This is a genomic window from Silicimonas algicola (assembly GCF_003970735.1).
Classification (GTDB): domain Bacteria; phylum Pseudomonadota; class Alphaproteobacteria; order Rhodobacterales; family Rhodobacteraceae; genus Silicimonas; species Silicimonas algicola.
In genome coordinates, this window is record NZ_CP034588.1 from 2,613,373 (window position 1) to 2,632,034 (window position 18,662).

The 18,662-nt window shown below is 58.5% G+C and carries 14 protein-coding genes; 8 read left to right on the plus strand and 6 right to left on the minus strand.

The window, feature by feature from the left end:
• Positions 1-381 precede the first annotated feature (381 nt).
• The 4 genes from EF888_RS12890 to EF888_RS12905 all read right to left on the minus strand — a co-directional run bounded on the left by EF888_RS12890 (position 382) and on the right by EF888_RS12905 (position 4,705).
• Positions 382-684: an H-NS histone family protein gene (locus tag EF888_RS12890; protein WP_109758209.1), complete on the minus strand. Its 303-nt coding sequence runs from the start codon at positions 682-684 to the stop codon at positions 382-384.
• A gap of 428 nt (positions 685-1,112) precedes the next feature.
• A complete protein-coding gene (locus tag EF888_RS12895) occupies positions 1,113-1,910 on the minus strand; it encodes an alpha/beta fold hydrolase (protein ID WP_109758208.1) in 798 nt (265 codons plus the stop codon).
• Between the two features lie 65 nt (positions 1,911-1,975).
• The gene (locus EF888_RS12900; RefSeq protein ID WP_109758207.1) at positions 1,976-4,090 is read right to left on the minus strand and encodes an alpha/beta hydrolase; all 2,115 of its coding nucleotides are present in this window, start codon (positions 4,088-4,090) and stop codon (positions 1,976-1,978) included.
• Positions 4,091-4,093: 3 nt separating this feature from the next.
• Positions 4,094-4,705: a TetR/AcrR family transcriptional regulator gene (locus EF888_RS12905; protein WP_164721685.1), complete on the minus strand. Its 612-nt coding sequence runs from the start codon at positions 4,703-4,705 to the stop codon at positions 4,094-4,096.
• 1,221 nt (positions 4,706-5,926) lie between these two features.
• Between EF888_RS12905 and pdxA the strand changes: the two genes are divergently transcribed.
• From pdxA to EF888_RS12945, 7 genes are read left to right on the plus strand one after another with little or no spacing between them, the layout of a single operon-like run.
• A complete protein-coding gene (pdxA, locus tag EF888_RS12915; RefSeq protein WP_109758204.1) occupies positions 5,927-7,009 on the plus strand; it encodes a 4-hydroxythreonine-4-phosphate dehydrogenase PdxA in 1,083 nt (360 codons plus the stop codon).
• Positions 7,006-7,995, plus strand: a complete 990-nt coding sequence (locus EF888_RS12920; RefSeq protein WP_109758203.1) for a TRAP transporter substrate-binding protein — start codon at positions 7,006-7,008, stop codon at positions 7,993-7,995. Before pdxA ends, EF888_RS12920 begins: the two co-directional genes overlap by 4 nt.
• A 58-nt stretch (positions 7,996-8,053) precedes the next feature.
• Complete coding sequence (locus EF888_RS12925) at positions 8,054-8,560, plus strand: TRAP transporter small permease (protein ID WP_109758202.1); 507 nt, start codon at positions 8,054-8,056, stop codon at positions 8,558-8,560.
• Positions 8,560-9,855, plus strand: coding sequence for a TRAP transporter large permease (locus tag EF888_RS12930; RefSeq protein WP_109758201.1), 1,296 nt, complete (start codon positions 8,560-8,562; stop codon positions 9,853-9,855). Before EF888_RS12925 ends, EF888_RS12930 begins: the two co-directional genes overlap by 1 nt.
• Positions 9,856-9,866: 11 nt before the next feature.
• Positions 9,867-11,207, plus strand: coding sequence for an FAD-dependent oxidoreductase (locus EF888_RS12935; RefSeq protein ID WP_164721686.1), 1,341 nt, complete (start codon positions 9,867-9,869; stop codon positions 11,205-11,207).
• A gap of 58 nt (positions 11,208-11,265) precedes the next feature.
• Positions 11,266-12,879: an FAD-binding protein gene (locus tag EF888_RS12940; RefSeq protein WP_109758199.1), complete on the plus strand. Its 1,614-nt coding sequence runs from the start codon at positions 11,266-11,268 to the stop codon at positions 12,877-12,879.
• Between the two features lies 1 nt (position 12,880).
• Positions 12,881-13,648, plus strand: a complete 768-nt coding sequence (locus EF888_RS12945) for a DeoR/GlpR family DNA-binding transcription regulator (protein ID WP_164721687.1) — start codon at positions 12,881-12,883, stop codon at positions 13,646-13,648.
• Positions 13,649-14,430: 782 nt separating this feature from the next.
• On the opposite strand, the gene EF888_RS12950 is transcribed toward EF888_RS12945, so the two are convergent.
• Positions 14,431-15,357: an acetamidase/formamidase family protein gene (locus tag EF888_RS12950; protein WP_206508303.1), complete on the minus strand. Its 927-nt coding sequence runs from the start codon at positions 15,355-15,357 to the stop codon at positions 14,431-14,433.
• 255 nt (positions 15,358-15,612) lie between these two features.
• Complete coding sequence (locus EF888_RS12955) at positions 15,613-16,839, minus strand: citrate synthase (protein ID WP_126918572.1); 1,227 nt, start codon at positions 16,837-16,839, stop codon at positions 15,613-15,615.
• Positions 16,840-17,034: 195 nt separating this feature from the next.
• Between EF888_RS12955 and EF888_RS12960 the strand changes: the two genes are divergently transcribed.
• A complete protein-coding gene (locus tag EF888_RS12960; protein ID WP_109758195.1) occupies positions 17,035-18,651 on the plus strand; it encodes an ABC transporter substrate-binding protein in 1,617 nt (538 codons plus the stop codon).
• Positions 18,652-18,662 lie beyond the last annotated feature (11 nt).

Below are 18,662 nucleotides of genomic sequence, written 5' to 3' on the forward strand. Positions count from 1 at the left end.
TTGAACCTCATGTGCGCCGCTGGACTTGTGTTGACCAAACTTAATCTGAAAGACTTCATCCAGCTCTATAGCAGGTTGCCAATCGCTCACCTCGACCGCCCAGACGTGGGCTTCCCAGGCCGGCCTCGGGTGGCAATGGCAGAGGTTTCCCGCTAACTCGAGCAAGTCGAGCCAGAGCGCGTAGACCTCGGACATTGGATCCGCACGATGTGTCGTCCATAGTCCATCAGACCGCCGAAGGACCATGCGATCAGGAATCCCGGAGATGCACGTTTTTGCTCAGGCTGCCGTTTTAAACTACGCGAGCTGAGACAGATTTACTTGCGCTTATTCGCGCCGAGCCGAGCTATAGCGCTCCGCACAACCACACGGCTTGACCGCTCATACTGCAAAATCCTGCAGCTTTCTCCCTGACGCCAAGCCGTCGCTGATCCACCCCGGCCGACGTCCGCGTCCCGTCCAAGTAACCTCAGGATTCTCGGGGTGCCGGTATTTCGGAGGTAGAGCGGATTTTGTTGCCGGTGCCTTCGAACGCGAACCTTTTGTCAGCTCGGAGAGGCTGAAGCCAAAGCTTTTCGCTGCTTCATCCGCGGCCTTCAAAGCATCTGCCCTGCGAGCCTTCTCCCCGTCTGCAATGGCCTGCTCAATATCTGAACTCAGCGCTTTCAGTTCCTTAAGTGTCATCCGATTCAAGTCGGGAGATTTTGCCACGATAGTTCCTTTTTTCGCCTTCAGCGTTTCAACAGATATAGGTACGAAGTTATTGCTGCAAGCCTTCGGTCCAAAGTCGCGCCATATTCAGTGTGTCCGTCGACCGGTTTGTCCCGAAGGCCGAAGTGATCGATTCTGTGGGCGCAAGTGCTTTCCGCTATCCAAGTTGTTCCGAAGCATCCGAGCCCACAACATGCCGCCGCGCTTTGAAGCTTGCGAGTCGGAGTCTGACGACAGATTCACTTGGTCTTCGCTTCGAGCGAGCTGTCAATCCGGATCAGGCCGTCGACATCCGGCAAGAGGTGCAACTCGGCTTACCCTGCGGTTATGCAGCTTCGCTCCGAGCCCGAAGAGGACGTGCTTCTCGAACTAGGGTGCTTGCCGACATCGATTACGCAGCCTCATCGGCCGGCATCGCAAATGTGAGCCTCCAGAATCTCGGCGCAGGCGGCTGGGTGCGTCGAAATCAGGAAGTGGTCCGCGCCGTCTACAACCTTCTTGGACGCACGCGGAATGTTGGCCGCGAGGTGCTCAGTAACGTCAACGATCGGAACAGGTGTATCCCTACCCCGCACCAGAGTGACAGGAAGGTCGAGGGTAGCGAAGGCCTCGAAGAGAGGTGTGAAGGTAGCGGCTGAGTGCCAATCACGGAGGTTCGTCGGCGCCGTCGCACGGCAAAAAGCTCGGACATTTTCGGGCATTCCGCGGAAAGTCCCCGGGCGGCTGTAGAAGTCGATGATTATCGAGGCTGCTTCCGGATCTCCCTCGGCCAAGGCGGTCCCGAAGCGATGAACCAAAGCCTCGATGTCTGACCGCCACGGAAAGGGTCCATTGCGCGGTCGCGCGAAGATCGGGTTGGCTTCGAAACAGACGACGCTCTGAGGCTTGATCCTTTGCGCCAGCACCGCCGCGAGGAGAAGATGCGCTCCCCACGAATGGCCGACAACATGCACCGGCTCGCCAACCGCATCCACAACCTGGCCAACGAAATCGACCAAACGATCAATGTCTGCATCGTCCACTGGTCGGACCTCCGGTGTCGTGCCGTAGCCAGGCAAGCTAGTGGACAGTAGCCTAAACGGGGTCTTCAAAGCGTTTTGGATACCCTTCCATGCCGCAGGCGTCGCATAGGAGCCCGGCAGCATCAGGACGGCGGGCCCTTGACCTGTCTCGATCAGCTCAAATGCGAATTTCTTCATGTGTCATGTTCCCGTTCTCGAAGCGGTGGCGCCCGGCGTTGTCGCCGCTCCGTTCCTGCGCATTATCACAGAAGCTCCGCCAGCATCGCCGCCGCGCGCTCGGCGCCGTCGCGAGCGACCGGGTGCGGTACGCGCGGCGCTTGCAGTTCGTCCAGCATGGCTTCGGCAATGCGTTCGGGACTGCTCTCGGCATAGGTCATGCGGCGCCCGGCGTTGTAGCGGTCGAGCCGGGCGGCGACGTGGAAGTTCTGCTCGAAATGGTTGCGCAGCGGGAAGTACAGGAAGGGTGTGCCCGCGGCGGCAAGCTCCATGCAGGTGGTGAGGCCCCCCTGAACGAGGGCGAGGTCGCAGGCCGCGAGGTGGCGATCGAGATCGGGAACGAAGGCGCGTGCCTCCACGCCCTCCGGCCAGTCGAAGGCGGCCGGGTCCAGCCGCGGCCCCGTGACGACGATCATGCGCAACTCCGGGATCCGTGCGCGGGCATGGGGATACGCCGCAAGGATGCGCCGGATCAGCTGGGCTCCCACGCCAGAGCCGCCCACCGCCACGATGCAGGTCTTGCGCCCGCCGTCGTAACCGAACTCCGCCCTCAGGTCGGCTCGTGAGCCGAAGGCGGAGGGATGTGTGCCGATGATATAGTCGGAGAACTCGTAGTGCCGCGGGATCCAGTCCCGCATCCACGGCAGACCGTCTCCGAACGACAGGTCGACGATATCCTGCGTGCCGCCAACGAAGATCGCGCGGTCCCGGACCTGCGGGTGGTTCTCGACGTGCCCGATCATCTCGGCATTGTAGTCGGTGGTCAGGAAGGCCTCGCGCGGGCCGTTCTCCGCAAACGGCACCCAACCCACGAAATCCGTGAACCAGGCTATCTGGGCGCGCTTCAGTTCAGGATGCTCGTGCCAGTAGTGATCGATGTCCCAAGCCTCATCGGCGATCACCAGATCGTAGGACTCCTGTTCGAGCACATCCTGGAACACCATGAAGTTCTTGATCAGGATCTCGTCCATGCTGCGGATAGCCTGAAAGGCGTTCAGATCGTGCTCTCCCGCCTCCTCCTCGATATGCGCACTTTCGTTCGCGAGAAGGCGGCTTGCGGGATGGAGCGTCTCGCCGTTGGCCGCGAGAAACCGGGTGACCGGGTCCTGCGCCAGCCAGTCCACCTGCAGCTCGGGGTGCAACTTGCGCAGTTCACGCGTGACCGCCAGATCGCGGCGGGCATGACCCAGACCGATGGGCGATGAGAGATAGAGCGCACGTTTCGGGCGCCTTGACCTCACGGCGTCTTTGCGCGGCTCGGACGCAGACGGATCAAGCAAGAGTTCGAGGAAGTTGCGCATCACGGCGTTGAACCGGGCCGGAAAACGCGCGTGCGGCGCATGTCCGGCCTCCTCGAAGATGACAAGCTCCCCGCCGGTGAGTTCGGCCACCTTCTCGGACGCGGCGACGGGCGCGATCGGATCCTTCCGGCCGTGCACGATCAGCATAGAGCAGGAAATCCGGCGGTAGGCCGCCTCGTCGAGCGCATACTGCCCGGCATAGGGCGCGCTCATCGAGGCGGCGAGAATCTCGCCGCTGGTCCCTTCGGCCCAGCCCCGGACGTCCTCCTGCTGCTTGGTCGAATGCGGCTCGACGAAGAGCTGCTCGGAGAAGAACTGCGCGAAGTCCGGAAAATCCGTCTGCCAGTACCCGCGGTTGTATTTCTCCCAGCCCTGCGGCCTGTGCGCACCGAGGTCCGAGTTGTAGCTCGCCTCGCTGTTGTGCGCATGCCGTGGAACCAGTGGCGTATGTGCGCCCACGGTGATCGCCGCCGTCACCCGGTCGGCATGGTAGGACGCGAGAATGGCGCAGGTCGGCCCGCTCTGGGAGTACCCGAAGACGATAGCCTCGAGAGTGTCGGTCGCGTCCATCACGGCCAGCGCATCGGCGACGTAGTGGCCCTGACCGTAGGAGGCGGAATCCGTAGGCCGGTCCGACTTCCCGTTGCCGCGCGGGTCCCAGGTCACGCAGCGGTAGCGATCGCTGAAATAGGGGATCTGCGCCTTATAGCCGCGCGAATGGATGAACATCCACGTCGGGATGAAGAGGATGGTGCGGGGGCCAGTTCCGTAAATCTCGTAGTGCAGCCCGACCCCCTCGCGGTCAATCCTGCCTCCGGTATGGGGATGTGCGGCGCGCATGGCTCAGGTCTCCTTTCTGGCTTCCGTCATGCCGATGAGGTCGCCGACATTGCGAAGGGCAGCGCGCATTGGATGCTGTGTGTCGTCGAAGCCGAGAAGGATCAGCGACTCCGCCCCGACGAAGGCGGCGCCAATGAGCGTCGCGATTTCCTCGGCGCGGAACGGCCCCAGCGAGCCTATCTGCCCTTCGACCTCCCTCACGAGTTCCAGGATGAGCGACTGCCATTGCGCAACGGCGCGGCGGATCGCATCGCCCACGGCGGGGTTGGACCAGCCGACCGCGGTCAGTTCCTGTAGCACGCGTACGTAGCCAGACTCGAGATCTTCCTCGAGATAGTCGCAGGCGCGCGACCATTTCTGCGAGACAGTCAGGTCCGGGCGATGGAAGGTCTCGGCCTGGCGCGCGATCAGCGCCTCGTTCATGTGTTCGAAGAGGGCGAGCACCATGCCCTCCTTGGATCCGAAGTGATAGCGGATCTGGCTCATCTGGGTTCCGGCCTCGGCCGCCACGGCGCGGGTGGACAAGCCGGCATATCCGTCCTCCAGGAGGACACGCTTCGCCGCCTCAAGGAGTTCAACCTTCGGATTGGATCGGAGGCTAGCCTGGGTCGTCATTGGTCTGTCGCTCCCCGGGCGGCGGATCGCGCGAAGCGAACCGGAAGTTAAGCGTAACTCTACTTCGTTCGAACGAATTAGGTCAAGTATGGCGAGGGCAGCGTGAATGCTGCACGATGTTGAGCTGTCGGAGGGCCCCGACATGCCCCCGGCACGCGCGGCGTAGAGACAGTCAATTCGTTCAGGTCCATTTGTCGGTTAGCGCGACTAACCGTTTGTCAGAGTAACCGTTGGATCAAGCCCCAGACGCTTGCCAGCAGCGACAGCGCTTCGACGGCCGGGATGATCCGGAACCGACGCAGAGCTTCGCTCCAAGTCATGCCGAGTTCATCGCTTACCCAACGCGCCGCCAACGCGCGGGGCGATTGTCCTGTCGCACGCGCGATCTCGACGATTTTAGGCTTAGCCGCTGCGATCTCTTAAATTAGTTTGATCGCTCGGGGCTGCTGAGTACCGGCATGACGCAGGGGCTCGGGGTCTCCGCGAGAGTGCAGACGCACATCTGCAAGCAACGCGAAGACGTTACAAGCATAAGGACACCCGGCGACCTCTTACTTCAGCCTTTCTTCAGCGCCGCGATCTCGGCCAAATCGGCCCCCATCAGTCCGTTCGCGGGAAACGCCGCCACGGGTGCCGCAGTCAGCTCCCGCATCCAACGCCCCAACACGCTCTCAGCCACCTCCAGATCTCGGCAGGTTGCAACAACCGCAACGCGTCCCTCGGTTACAAGGTTGACGACCTCACCTTGAACTCGCGCCCAAACGTTCTCTCTCCAATTACATCGTCACGATCTTATCTTCGCAATCACGAAACCGGCAGCAGGGAGATGTTGTGCCAACAGCCAGGTGACAGCGATGCCGCGATCCAGACCTGCCTGACGATCAAGGTGATGATCGTCATCGCGCCGCGCTAGACCACAGGCTCCGTCCAGAGACATTCCGCTTGGCCGGGCTGAACTGGCCGGCGTCGGTGTTCGGTAGGCTGTCCCGGGCCAAAAGGACTATGGTAGTGAACACCCCGACCACGTGGCTCGTGGGAGCCCATTCAGGAAAAAGGAAATCTCCGCCATCAGCGATCTGGTGAAGCTAGCTCGAGGTCCACTAAATTTGGGTGGTCATGGTGTCGCGTTTCGCGGGGACCTTACGAGCTACCGACGTGGGCCAAGCCGCTCAACGGCGAAAACGTTTGACATATATTGCCCAAATCTGACATGTTTTGATCATGAGTGAAAGACTGCCATCAGCAACGTTAGCTTTGGCCATGGGCGATCCCGCAGGGATCGGTCCCGAAATTAGCCTGAGAGCGGCCCTTACCTTCAAAGAGCGTCTGATTGCTGGTGAGTTGAAGCTGCTTCTGGTCGGGAGCAGCGCAGCAGTATCCCGTAGCGAAGAGCTAAATTACGGTGCGCTGCGTGGGGCTATCCATCTGCCGGGGGTTCGGATCATTGGTGTCGAAGAAGAGCCGCACTCACATGCCTTCGGGCAGCTTAGTGCCGCAGCTGGAGAAGTGGCTTACCGTGCCGCTGAGGCCTGTGTCGGTCTCGTTCGCTCCGGTGCTGCCGACGGCATCGTCACTGCACCCCTCAACAAAGAGGCTCTATTTCTCGCTGGACGTAGGTTCGCGGGATACACGGACATGCTTGCCTATCTGACCGGATCGCAACAGGCCGTCATGATGCTGGCCCACGGCCCGGTCCGTATCAGTCACGTCACCACCCATGTCGCACTGAGCGAAGTACCTAAGCTCGTGACGCCCGAGCGGCTCGAGCGAGTGGTGCGTCTCACCGCAGACGCACTACGCGCTTTCGGCATTAAGCATCCACGCATCGCTGTGGCAGCGTTAAACCCGCACGCCGGCGAGGGGGGCAATTTCGGCATCGAAGATGATCTAGTTATTCGCCCAACAATTGACGCATTGTGCACAGCCGGGCTTGATGTCGACGGTCCAGTGCCTGGTGACACCGTCTTCGTGAAGCATGTAGGTGGACAGTATGACGCCGTGGTTGCCATGTATCATGATCAGGGTCACATCCCCTTCAAGCTGCTTGGATTTAAGATCGACCCTGCATCGGGCAAATGGGATTTGCACGGCACAAACATTTCGCTCGGCTTGCCGCTGGTGAGGACGTCGGTCGACCACGGCACAGCCTTCGATATCGCTGGAAGCGGAACCGCCAACGCTGACAGCATGGTGGAGGCAATCGAGGTCGCGCTGAAACTGATACGCGGCCGTGAGAGAGTAGAAGATCAGTCCGAGGCGGAAAAAGCAAAACGAGAATCCAAACTCAAGGGAGAGAGACAATGAGCTATCAATCCAGAGCATTAGCGACCAGTCTGACGGCGCTGTTAACCGCAATTGCTGTACCAGCGAGTGCGCAGGAATTCACATTTGTCCATGCCAGCCTCAATCCAGCACAGCATGCAGACTTCCCCGTCAACATGAATTTTGTCGAACGAGTACAGGAACTAAGCGACGGTCGCATCTCGTTTAAGGTCTTCGATAGCGGCGCGTTGGGCGACGAGCGGCAAATGGTTGAGCAAATGCAGTCTGGAACTATTGCGACCGCCAGACTGACTCCAGCGGCGCTGAGCGGACTTTGCTCAGGCATTTCAATCCTGAACCTGCCTTTCCTGTTCACTGACGGACAAGCCTTGCTTGACGCCGTACAAACAGACGAGTTCAAGGCCATCTGTGACGATATACTGATTTCTGCAGGGATCCGGCCTCTCTCCTATTGGTGGATGGGTGTGCGTGACCTCTACACTAAAGAGCCGGTAGAAAGCCTAGAAGACGTGCAAGGAATGAAGTTGCGTGTTTGGGAAGATCCCTACGTCGTGAAAGCCTGGGAGGATCTGGGCACCATTCCGACACCGATCTCGTTCTCGGAGCTTTATACATCGCTGCAGACCGGCGCCGTAGACGGTGCCGAAGGGTGGGCAGAAAGCTACAACTCGCGCAGCTTCTACGAAGTCGCTCCGCATCTGACACGCATCGGTTACGTTCAGATTGCCAGCACGCTGGCAATCTCGGAAAGCGTCTGGCAAAGCTTGCCTACAGATCTGCAGGCAGCTGTTCAGCAGGCGGCAGACGAGAACTCCACGTTTGCATTAGAAACGTTTACTGAACTTCAAGACGGCATTTATACGACGTCCGCCAAAGTGGCTACGGTTCACGAGGTCAGCGACCTAGAAGCTTGGAGCGCGAGATCGACCGGGGTCTACGAAACCTTCGCCGCGGAGCATCCCGGTGCGGCGGCAGATCTGCTCACACAGATCGTCGAGTCCAACTGAAACTAAATTTAGACGCCGCGCGATCGCTAGCGCGGCGTCTGACTTAGTGAGGGATACGATGCATCTGATCAGAAAATTAGAGCGGTCCGTGCACAGCGCGCTTGTCTTCGTGACAGGCGCGATCACCGTGGCCATCGCATGTGTTCTGCTTCTACAGGTCGTCAGCCGAATGATATTCAAATACCCGTTCGCCTGGCCTGAAGAACTGGCCGGTTTTCTCTTCACTTGGCTCATCTTTCTCGGAGCGTCGGTGGCATATCGAAGCGGCAGCATGATCGGTATCGATTGGCTGGTTCAAATGCTACCGACTCGTGCAAGAGCAGTGATCAACACCCTCACGTCCCTACTGATGATCATGTTGCTGATGTTTTTGGTTTGGAAGGGGGTCGAGACGACGCTAAAGTCTGCGAACAGCCAGACAACAGTGCTCCGCTTCTCTTGGGCATGGGTCTATGCCGCTTTCCCAGTCGGGTTCAGCTTTTTGCTCGCTTCGATTACACTTGATTTCCTAGCAAATCCAAAGAGCGCCAACACAGGAATTCTCGAAGACGAGAGCGGCCGCTGATGGAAATGATCCTGCTTTTTGGGTTGCTTTTTCTTTTCATTTTCATGGGAATGCAGGTGCCACTGGCGCTTGCAGGGTCACTCGTCGTGACCCTGCTACTTGCTTTCCCATATCTCGATCCGATCATTGTTGTGCAAAAATCGGTTGGCGCCATGGCGCGTGCCTGGCCGCTACTAACAATCCCTCTCTTCATCATGCTCGGTGAGATATTCAAGGTCGGGCGAATGTCGACGCGCATTGTCGATGTGACAAACATCTTCGTCGGGCGACTTCCTGGCGGTCTCGCCATCGTCAACATCGTTTCCAGCTATTTCTTTGGTGGAATTTCAGGATCAGCCACCGCTGATACCTCGGCAATTGGTGGCATCATGATCCCGCTCATGAAGAAGCAGGGCTACAGTTCTTCCTTCTCGACGGTGGTGACGATCACGTCTTCGACTCTTGGGCCGATCGTGCCGCCAAGCGTGCTTGTCATACTGATATCCTGGGTGACCGAACAATCGGTGGGGATGCTATTCCTCGCCGGCTATCTTCCCGCACTCATTTCCATGCTAGGTATGATCGCCGTCGCAGTAATCATCTCAAAGAAACGCGGTTACCCGCGCCAGCCCACGCCACCGTTTCGAGAAGCTGTGCGGATATGCACCGATGCCCTGCCTGTCCTCGTTACGCCATTCATTATCGTCGGAGCTATCGTGTCGGGCCTTGTCACCATCGTAGAGTCCGCAGTCGTTGCCTTAGCTTGGGCGCTCTTCATCACGGTTGTATGGTACCGTGAATTTGCGTGGCGTGATCTAGGAACTGTTATGCACAACACGGTTGCGACCACTGCATTCGTCGGAATGTTGCTGGCTTTGGCATCAGCCTTCGCATGGTTGGTTACGTTTTCTGGCGTCCCGCAGCAAGTCTCCGACCTGTTGGTACAATACAACGTTGGCCGCTTCGGTTTTTTTGCCGCGTCTATAGCCATTTTTCTGGTTCTTGGCACGTTTCTGAACGCGGGTGAAGTGGTCTTGATGGTAATGCCAATTCTCTTCCCGGCAGCACTATCGGTTGGGATCGACCCAATTCACTTTTGCATGATTGCAGCATTGGCGATGGTGATAGGCAACGTCACGCCCCCCGTTGGGTTGTGTTTGTTCATAGGCTGCGCGATCAGCGGCGATAAAATCGAAGATCTAATACGCCCTCTCGTGCCATTCCTGGCGGTGATGGTGGCAGTAATCGTACTGCTCACTTTGGTGCCCAGCGTAGTGTTGTGGCTGCCCGAGACCTTCGGATACGTTCCCAAATAATGAGGAAAGACATGCAAGAAACTCTTAAACAGCACTATGATCTTGTGGTATTCGGCGCTGGCCCCGGCGGCCTGTCGGCAGCAATTGTTGCCGCGCGCCGCGGTCTGCGCGTGGCGCTTGTAGAGCGATCGGCGATGGTTGCCGGCACTGTCAATGTAGGACTATGTCTGCACGGATTTCAGGATGACCATGGCAACCGCGTCGTTGGGGGCGTGTCTTGGGAATTGATTCAACGCTGTATTGATGAGGGTGGATCAACCGGACCCACTCATCTGCAAAACGCACACATGTATTCCACCACACCAGTCGACATGGCGGTGCTACAGAAATGTGCGCTCGATATGCTCGAAGAAGCTGGTGTCGAATGTTGGTTTCACACGCTTGCGACGGAGCCGATCGTAGAGGGCCGGAGGCTGGCCTCGGTGAAGGCCTGGTCAAATAGCGGCGAAATAGAATTCATCGCTCGTTCTTTTGTTGACGCGACCGGGCATGCCGACATAGCGTTCCGGGCGGGAGTTCCTGTCCGCAGCGGTCGTTTCGGAGACGGGGCCATGCAGCCCATGACTCTGGGCCTTTCGATGGCGCCAGTTGACATTACTCGGATGATGGAAGCTATCGGCGAGGGCTTCGGTATGGCTGTCAAACCAGGCATGGATGCCGAGGACTACGTCTGGTTCGCTCTGAACTTCACGCCTTGGCGCGAACAGGTCGAGAAAATCGGAATCCGTCTTGGGGACAAAGGCACGTGCTGGGGCAATTCGATCTATCCCAAGATTGTTAATCTAAACGCTGTCAAGATTATCGGCATGAACGGCGCTGACGCCCGCGAGCTTTCAAGGGCCGAAGTCGCGTCGCGTCGAATCGCGGTAGAGTTTGCGAAGTTCATGCGAGAGAATATTCCTGGCTTCGAAGAGGCTTATATCACCCGGACGTCTCCATATATCGGAATCCGTGAGACTCGGCATATCGACGGGGTTTACACGCTGAGCGATGAAGACGCGATCGAGGGTCACATTCCAGACGACAGCATCGCGCTTTGTGGTTATCCAATCGACATCCACGATCCAATTGACGGTGCAGCGAGATTTCAGCGTGTTGGTGGCGGACGCTTTGGCATTTCGTTCAAGTCATTGGTGCCCACAACGCTCGACAATCTCCTTGTCAGTGGCCGCGGCATCTCGGCGTCCGATCAAGCGTTTGGTTCAGTTCGGGTAATGGGCACCTGCCTTGCGATTGGAGAGGCTTGCGGTTACGCCGCTGCAATGTCTAAGGATACAAACGCCAATATAGGTGAAATGGACGGTGTTGTTGTTCGTTCCGCACTCGAGGATGCAGGCGTAATGATGGTATGATCGGCTGGCCTGTTCAACTTGCGAATGCTGACCGAGACGCCGTCAGTGAGGGCTCCCTATGACCGGCAATATTTCAGCTGCCGTTGTCGTGATTGGCGAGGGCATCGCCGGTTTGGTCGCTGCTCTGCGTGCCCGCGACGCTGGGGCCTCGGTTCTTATTGTTGGGCTGGGAGGCGGTGCCTCCGGTTGGCTTCAAGGGGTCAATGTCGTGGTCGACGGAGCTGACAATCAAGACACAACCTCTGCTCATCGCGACGACATCTTGCGGGAAGGCTGTGGTATCAACATTCCGACTATGGTCGAAGACACTGTTTCAGCTGCGCAGCAAGCCTTTCGTGCACTACGCGAACTAGGTGTCGGCTTTGCTGAAGTCGATGGAAAGCTTGTACTGCGTCATGCTTCCGGATCGTCCCGTCCGCGATGCTGCTTTACGCCTAGTGCGATGTGGGGAGGTCAAGCAGCGACGATCTTGCGCCGTGCACTTAAAACACGCAGCGTCCAGCGCAAACGGCTGCGTGTGCTACGTCTGATCGTCAATGGCGGTCGTGTACGCGGGGTAGTCGCTCAGGATCCGCGCGGTGGGAATCCCGTCATGATCGACGCTGGCGCTGTGATCCTAGCAAGTGGCGGCGTCGGGAGCCTATTTGCCCAATCAACCTACCCTCGCGATGTGTATGGTGCCTCCGCCGCGCTGGCACTGCGCGCCGGTGCCGAACTAGCAGACATGGAATTTCTTCAGTTCGAGCCCCTTGTGGGGCATGCACCAAAAGAAATCTCTCGATATGTTATACCGACTACGTTGTTCGGGGACGGCGCGGTAATGCGCGATGTGAACGGCAGACGTTTCCTGCTCGAGCGGCGGCCTCAAGGTGAGGCCGGCATTGGCAAAGAAGATCTTGTACGCGAAATGGCACGTCAGAGCGCCGCCGGAACGACCCTGAAGGAAGGGGGACTATGGTTCGACGCAACAGGTTTGGATCCGTCCATCATTGATCGCTATCCTTGGCTCGCTACATTCATGCGGAAACATGAGATCGATATGACGCAATCCCCGGTTGCCGTCTGGCCGGCACCACACACATGCTTAGGCGGAGTCGCCGTAGATCGAGACAGGCAGAGCCGTGTAGGTGGGCTCTTCGCTGCTGGAGAAGCAGCTGCCGGTGTACATGGCGCTGGTCGCCTGGCTGGCGGCAGTGGGACGGATGTGCTAGCAGCGGGCTGGATTGCGGGCGCGGCCGCCGCAAGAGTGGCTGCCGCGACGCGGTTCGGAACAATGCCAACCTCCTTAAATTACAACATCTGTTCCCCTGCAGACGCTGACGGCAGGGCTCTAACACAGGTCAATGCTGAGGTATCGCAATGCCTGTCCAACGCCGCTGGCATTGTCCGCAATGGTGAGACCCTGGCCGACGCTGCCAATCAACTTGCTCGTCTCGCCGAAGGCCTTGGCGCTTCCAGCGAAAACCCTCTTTCGCCCGCTGCAGCGACCGCTGATCGCATCCTTGTAGGCCGCGCAATCATAGAGTCAGCACTCGCGCGGTGCGAGAGCCGCGGAGCACATCTGCGGAGTGACTACCCCGCGACCGACGCACTACAAGCTCGCTCGCTGTTCGTGTCTTTCGACGGCGACGGCGACGGCAATGTTGCGATCGTCACCGAACGCAGGACGTGACATGCTTAAGGAACAACGGCACGCCCGGATTCTTCAAGTACTCAGAGACGCGATGGCCGCCACGATCGGCGACTTAAGCGATGCTGTCGGCGTTTCTGATTCCACTGTCCGTCGCGATTTGCGCGTTTTGAGCGAGCACGGCCTTGTACGGTTGACGCACGGAGGCGCGGTATTGACGGAGAGCCACTTCTCGTCATTCGAGCTCGACAGCGAGCTCGCCGCAGCGACCGAATCGCAGGCCAAGGCTTCTCTAGGGGTGTATGCAGCTACGCAAATTTTGACCGGTCAGACAGTTCTTTTCGACAGCTCCTCAACGGTCCTCGCAGCGGCGCGGGAAATAGCTCGCCGAAAGTCAGAGATCACGGCTATAACAAATTCTCTGCAAATCGCCGAGGTACTTGCAGCCAGCAGATCTATCGCAGTCATCGTGGTGGGTGGCAGCGTGCGGCGCGGTTCTGCTACACTTTACGGAAACCCCGGCCTCGCATTTCTGAACGAATTGCACGTCGACTTAGCACTGCTTGGCACCCATTCCGTAAGTGGAGCCCTTCTGACGGAGACGTCGCAGGATGTAGTCGCTATGAAGCGCGCGATGATCCACGCTGCCCGACATATCATTCTCTTGGCCGACAGCACAAAGTTCAGGCCACCGGCGCTATTTACTATTTGCGGCGTTGAAGACATAGACGAAATCGTAACCAATTCAGACGCCAGCCACGAGGCCTTATCGATCGTAAAGGAAGCCGGGGTCGCCGTTACCACCGTGTGACTATATCGCGAGCAACTACTACCCAATGTTATTCGTCGGCAAGCGTCAATGTCTAAACCCAGGCTATTCGCCTTATTACCTCGCACACGCGAAGTCAAAAGAACACCTTCAGATAGTTCATTTTGGTCGAAGTCAATGATATCTCTATCGACGGCGTATGGTCGGGCCGTGAACCCGGCGTCGCTGGTCTCGTTGGCTGAAGTGCGGGAAGCGACCGGCGATTTGGAATGTAGCGCGGGCGGCGATCCAGAGGCGATCCGCAACAAGAATAGTTCAATTCAACGAGTCCTGGTAGCATGAAGCGTCGGTATGGAGCTGATCAGTTCGGCGAGGGTGATAAAAAGAGACATTTGATCCTGCATGCATCCCGTCGAAACCGCAAGAACATTGTCCACAGGATTCCAAGGTCTTTCGACGCCATCACGAGATTGAGAACACGTTCGGACGACCGAATGACTGGCGCAGGGTTGGCTACTCCTTCTGTCAGCCATCGCCCCCGCGGCAACGGTTTTCTTTTGGGTATGAGTCCGGACGCGTGACGTATGATATTATTTTCTTCCTATCTCTACTCGCGTACCTTCCGGCGCCTGCCCGGCACCGGACGTCGTGCGTCGTCACGATCTGGCAGGCATCGAATACTGAGCCGAAGTCAACTTTCTTCCTGGCCAAATCGTAAACGAACCCGGTACCTCCTCGCGATGACGTGATACGAACCCTTTGAAAAGCAAAATCCTTTCTGAAAGTGCCAGATTAAACCTTCACCAAGTCCTCTCTGCTCCGAGTCATACCTGATTTGGCTTTTCTGGAAGCCATTTTTTTGCGATGCTGCAAACCATCGTATACGCGGGGTTATAGACATTCCCAACTTCATAACGGACGGTCTGACCGAGTAGATGCGCGGCATCGGAATCCGACAGGCCATAATCTGACTTGAGCCAAACTACCATCTCGGTTGTCGCGTGCTGAAGCGCCTGATCAAGCGGGCGTGCATTGCCCACGGTGAAGATACGATCATCCAACTCTCCGCGAGGCCATCCAATCGAACGATGCTTTTCGAGTGTCAAGCGGAGCTCGACATCACAACAGGTTTCCACACCAGTACCGGCTATCTCGCCGTCACCTTGTGCAGCATGGCAGTCTCCCAGGAAAAAGAGCGCACCGGTCACGCCCACAGGGAAACTTACACTGCATCCGGCAGTGAAGCCGCGATAATCCATATTTCCACCGTTTCGGCTGCTGGTGGCGGTCGAGATAGCCACGCCCCCAGCGGGAGCAACGCCGAAGCACCCGATCATTGGAGCACATGGTAGGATTAACTGCTTAAGTGTGGCGGGCGGAGTCGCGAGCTGGACAGTCGATGTCTCCAGATCAATAATCCAATTACATACATCTCTGGGAGGGAGATTGCGGGCATATTCCGGCTCCAGAACATTCGCCGAGAGGGCGGCACGGGTCCAGCCCGTTGCACGCACCGGGTCAATCCTCAGGATTTCAACCCGAAGAGCGTCTCCCGGCTCTGCACCTGCCACGTAAATAGGCCCGTTCATCGGATTGGGGCGATTTGCCTTTTGCTCACCTCGAGCATTCGTCCCTGCCGCATCAAGTGTCTCGGTGATGATAGTGTCACCGCTCGCTACAACCAAAGCCGGCTTCATTGCCGCGAAGACATTGTGCCAGTTTGTCGGCCTGAATCGATGTGTTTCAGTCAAAACGTAATTCCTCGTGCTCAGCAAGTGGCTTGCGACCTATCCGCGGTTTCTAGAGGCTATATCCGTTAGGAACCGCGCCTTTTCATCGACGGCTGGCTGATCATATTGGAGCTGGGTCTTGCTTGCTTTACCCGGCTTTTTCTTGGAGGCAATATTACCGCCCTACCCCGCTCAAATGAGGTGCCTAGGGCTCGACCCGCTCCTTATCAATCATCATACCATGCTTCACCCTGTCGAAAAGGAAGCTCGACTTCTTCATTCCGCGGATTCCGGCGGCGGACCGATATAAAGAGAGGTAGGCCGGTTCTGCTCATGTTTGCTTTGGTATTGCTCCATCGCATGAGCGGTCCAGCCAGCCATGCGGGCTAGGGCAAAAATGAGGTCGCCCGAGCCGCGCAACATACCCGCGACGTAGGCAAGCGCGGCGATGGTGAAGCCAATGTTGGGGGGGGCAATGCCGCGCTGTTTCTGGATCGCAAGGAACTGTGCCAACTTCTGGCTCCGCGGGGTGGCGGAGTCTGACGAGGTCAGGATGTCGAGCACCGGACGTGTGCGGCGGTCGCCGTCTGGAAAACGTTGATGTCCGAAGCCGGACAGGACCTGCCCCTCGCGCAGCCGCTCCCCGATAAACTGATTGATGCTCTTTTCGTTATTCAGCCCGTCAAGATAGCCCTCGACCGCTAGCGAGGAGGCCGACTGCACCTTGCCGCCACTGCAGTGCATCCCGGCCGCTAGGACCGAATAGATGTCGGTATGGACGGACGCGGCCATTCGGGCAGCGATGGTCGTCGGCGTGGTCACGTCCGCGTCGGCGGTCACGATCATCGCTGCGTTCAGCGCGCGGATCAGCGCATCGCTGGGCGGTTCAGGGCACAGCCGCGACCAGACCCGGCGCGCGAAACTTTCTTCACCCGAGGGCTTATACTCTTGTCCGCCCTGTCTCTCGATCACCGGCATGGCCTCGATCATGGTCGCCATCAGGGTGCTGACCCGCTTTATCACCGAAGCGGAGTTCAGATCGTGGCGCATCGGGTCCATCGGCGCGGCCAGGTCGATCAGGATCTTCATCCGCTCGAAGGGAAGCAGGTCGGTCGGCAGGACCCGGGACTGGCGACGCAAGGTTGTGACCATTTCCATATCGGGCCGGAATGTCAGCCGGGCAGGATCGACCTCCCACAACAGCGCGGCCACTTCCTCGTAGCTCTTGATGAGCGCCAACCGAGTCGCACTTTTCCCGCGATAGTAGAACTCGCCCTCGTGAATCGTCGAGATCGCCGAGACAAACATCGGGCTTCCCTGTGACGACCTGCGGCCCTTCCGTCCGCGGTTGGCGAGATTTTCGACGTCGAGCGGGTCAAACATGCTGCCGTTGGACCCGTTAACCTCGCGCGGCACCAACAGGCCGCGCGATACATAGGCATAGATTGTCGCCCTCTTCACGCTCAACCGTTCTGCTGCCTCTTCCGAGGAGATCAGCCCCATCTTCAAATCGCATTCCCTTCAAGGTCTGGCACGACGGCTGTCAGCGGTCCGGTCGACGAGCCTTCATGTAAGGTTGATTTATGATCAACTATTGACAGGAATAGATGAGCCGTCAACTCTGAAGGTGCTTGGGGCCGATACGTCCGCGAGCGAAAGGGCGGCGCAAAGAACGACGCCCAACCAAGGGAGGAAAACATGAAGATGACGACAATAGTTGCAAGGCGGCTGAACCTTGCCGGACTGCGTGGCTCGGCGCGAGGGATACTCTCCTCCGCCGTGTTGGCGGCCATGGCTGTCTCAGCTCCGATCGCCGGTTGGAGCCAGGATGTCCAGCGCGGCGGCGAGGTCGTACAGGCCGAATGGATCGCCGTACCTTCGCTAGACCCGCACCTGTCGAGCGCCGTCAATTCGTACGTCTGGCCCAACCTCTTCGATGGACTGTTCACCTACACCCCACCGCAAGAAGAAGGTGGTACCTATACCACCGGACCGGGGCTTGCTGCCTCGATCGAACGCGAGGGCGACGGTGTTATCGTGGTTCAACTGCGCGAGGGCGTCAGCTTTCATGACGGCACGCCGGTGAATGCGGAAGCTATCAAGTGGAATCTTGAACGTGCACGCGATCACGAGTTGTCGACGCGAAAGGACGCGGTCGCCAACCTGGAAAGTGTCGAGGTGGTCGACGACCTGACCGTGAAGTTGACCTTCACAGAGGAGCAACCGCTTTTCGAAGTCCTGTTCTCATCGGCCAACCCGGCCAACATCTACTTCGTCTCGCCGACTGCCGCCGAGCAAGTCGGGGACGAGGCGTTCGGTCGTGCCCCAGTGGGAAGTGGGCCGTTCAAGCTGGTGGAGTTCCGCGCCGATGACCGAATGGAGATGGTGGCGAACGAGGCCTACTGGGCGGAGGGTCTGGACGGCGAACCACTGCCATACGTCGACGCGCTGACCATCCGCTTCGTGCCGAACCAGTCGGTGGGAGCGGTGGAATTGCGCGCCGGCAGCATTCACGTCGCCGAACTGCTGGAAACCGACGTCCTCACGCTGAAGGATGACCCCAATGTGAAGCTTTACGAGGTGCCGCTGACCGACAAAGGGTATCCGAGTTTCTACATGGCATCTAACCCGGATCTCGACACGCCCTTCGCGCAAGACGTGCGTCTACGCCGTGCGGTGCAGCATGCGATCAACCGTGAGGCGATGGCTAAGGTCGTTGGCCTCGGCGCCGCCGTGGCGGAATATCACTGGGGCTGGTATCCGGGCGTTCCAGGCTATGACGAAAGTCTGCCGCGCTACGAATACGACCCGGACAAGGCGCGCGAACTTTTGGCCGAGGCCGGTTACCCTGACGGCATCTCGCTAGAGGTCAAGGTGATCAACCGGCCACGCGACGTGAAGCCACTGGAGATCATGCAGGCGATGCTGGCCGAGGTCGGAATTGACCTTTCGATCAACTTGATGGATCGCACTCCTTGGATCGATGCCGGACGCGCAGGCAACTTCGAGGCGCTGTCGCACGGCAATACGGCCGACGTCGAGCCGCTGATGCGCCAGACGACCAAGACAGGGTCGTCTTCGAACTGGGCTAATTTCTCTAGTGCCGAGATTGACAAGCTGTGGGAGGACGCCGCGCAGGCGACTTCGATGGACGAGCGCGCCGAGATCTATCGCGAGATGCAGCGGATCATGCACGAGGAGGCTGTCCACTTAGTGGCGTACCGCATTCCCACGGTACTCGGTTACGCCGCAAACCTGCACGGTCTGGACCAAACCGCCGGTCTGGGGATGCATCACGTCTGGCTGGAACAGTGACCAGCTGACGC

What these genes read in the sequence shown, in the direction of transcription:
- EF888_RS12890 (WP_109758209.1), bottom strand. Translation starts at nt 684, where the DNA reads ATGACACTTAAGGAACTGAAAGCGCTGAGTTCAGATATTGAGCAGGCC.
- EF888_RS12895 (WP_109758208.1), bottom strand. Translation starts at nt 1,910, where the DNA reads ATGAAGAAATTCGCATTTGAGCTGATCGAGACAGGTCAAGGGCCCGCC.
- EF888_RS12900 (WP_109758207.1), bottom strand. Translation starts at nt 4,090, where the DNA reads ATGCGCGCCGCACATCCCCATACCGGAGGCAGGATTGACCGCGAGGGG.
- EF888_RS12905 (WP_164721685.1), bottom strand. Translation starts at nt 4,705, where the DNA reads ATGACGACCCAGGCTAGCCTCCGATCCAATCCGAAGGTTGAACTCCTT.
- pdxA (WP_109758204.1), top strand. Translation starts at nt 5,927, where the DNA reads ATGAGTGAAAGACTGCCATCAGCAACGTTAGCTTTGGCCATGGGCGAT.
- EF888_RS12920 (WP_109758203.1), top strand. Translation starts at nt 7,006, where the DNA reads ATGAGCTATCAATCCAGAGCATTAGCGACCAGTCTGACGGCGCTGTTA.
- EF888_RS12925 (WP_109758202.1), top strand. Translation starts at nt 8,054, where the DNA reads ATGCATCTGATCAGAAAATTAGAGCGGTCCGTGCACAGCGCGCTTGTC.
- EF888_RS12930 (WP_109758201.1), top strand. Translation starts at nt 8,560, where the DNA reads ATGGAAATGATCCTGCTTTTTGGGTTGCTTTTTCTTTTCATTTTCATG.
- EF888_RS12935 (WP_164721686.1), top strand. Translation starts at nt 9,867, where the DNA reads ATGCAAGAAACTCTTAAACAGCACTATGATCTTGTGGTATTCGGCGCT.
- EF888_RS12940 (WP_109758199.1), top strand. Translation starts at nt 11,266, where the DNA reads ATGACCGGCAATATTTCAGCTGCCGTTGTCGTGATTGGCGAGGGCATC.
- EF888_RS12945 (WP_164721687.1), top strand. Translation starts at nt 12,881, where the DNA reads ATGCTTAAGGAACAACGGCACGCCCGGATTCTTCAAGTACTCAGAGAC.
- EF888_RS12955 (WP_126918572.1), bottom strand. Translation starts at nt 16,839, where the DNA reads ATGGGGCTGATCTCCTCGGAAGAGGCAGCAGAACGGTTGAGCGTGAAG.
- EF888_RS12960 (WP_109758195.1), top strand. Translation starts at nt 17,035, where the DNA reads ATGAAGATGACGACAATAGTTGCAAGGCGGCTGAACCTTGCCGGACTG.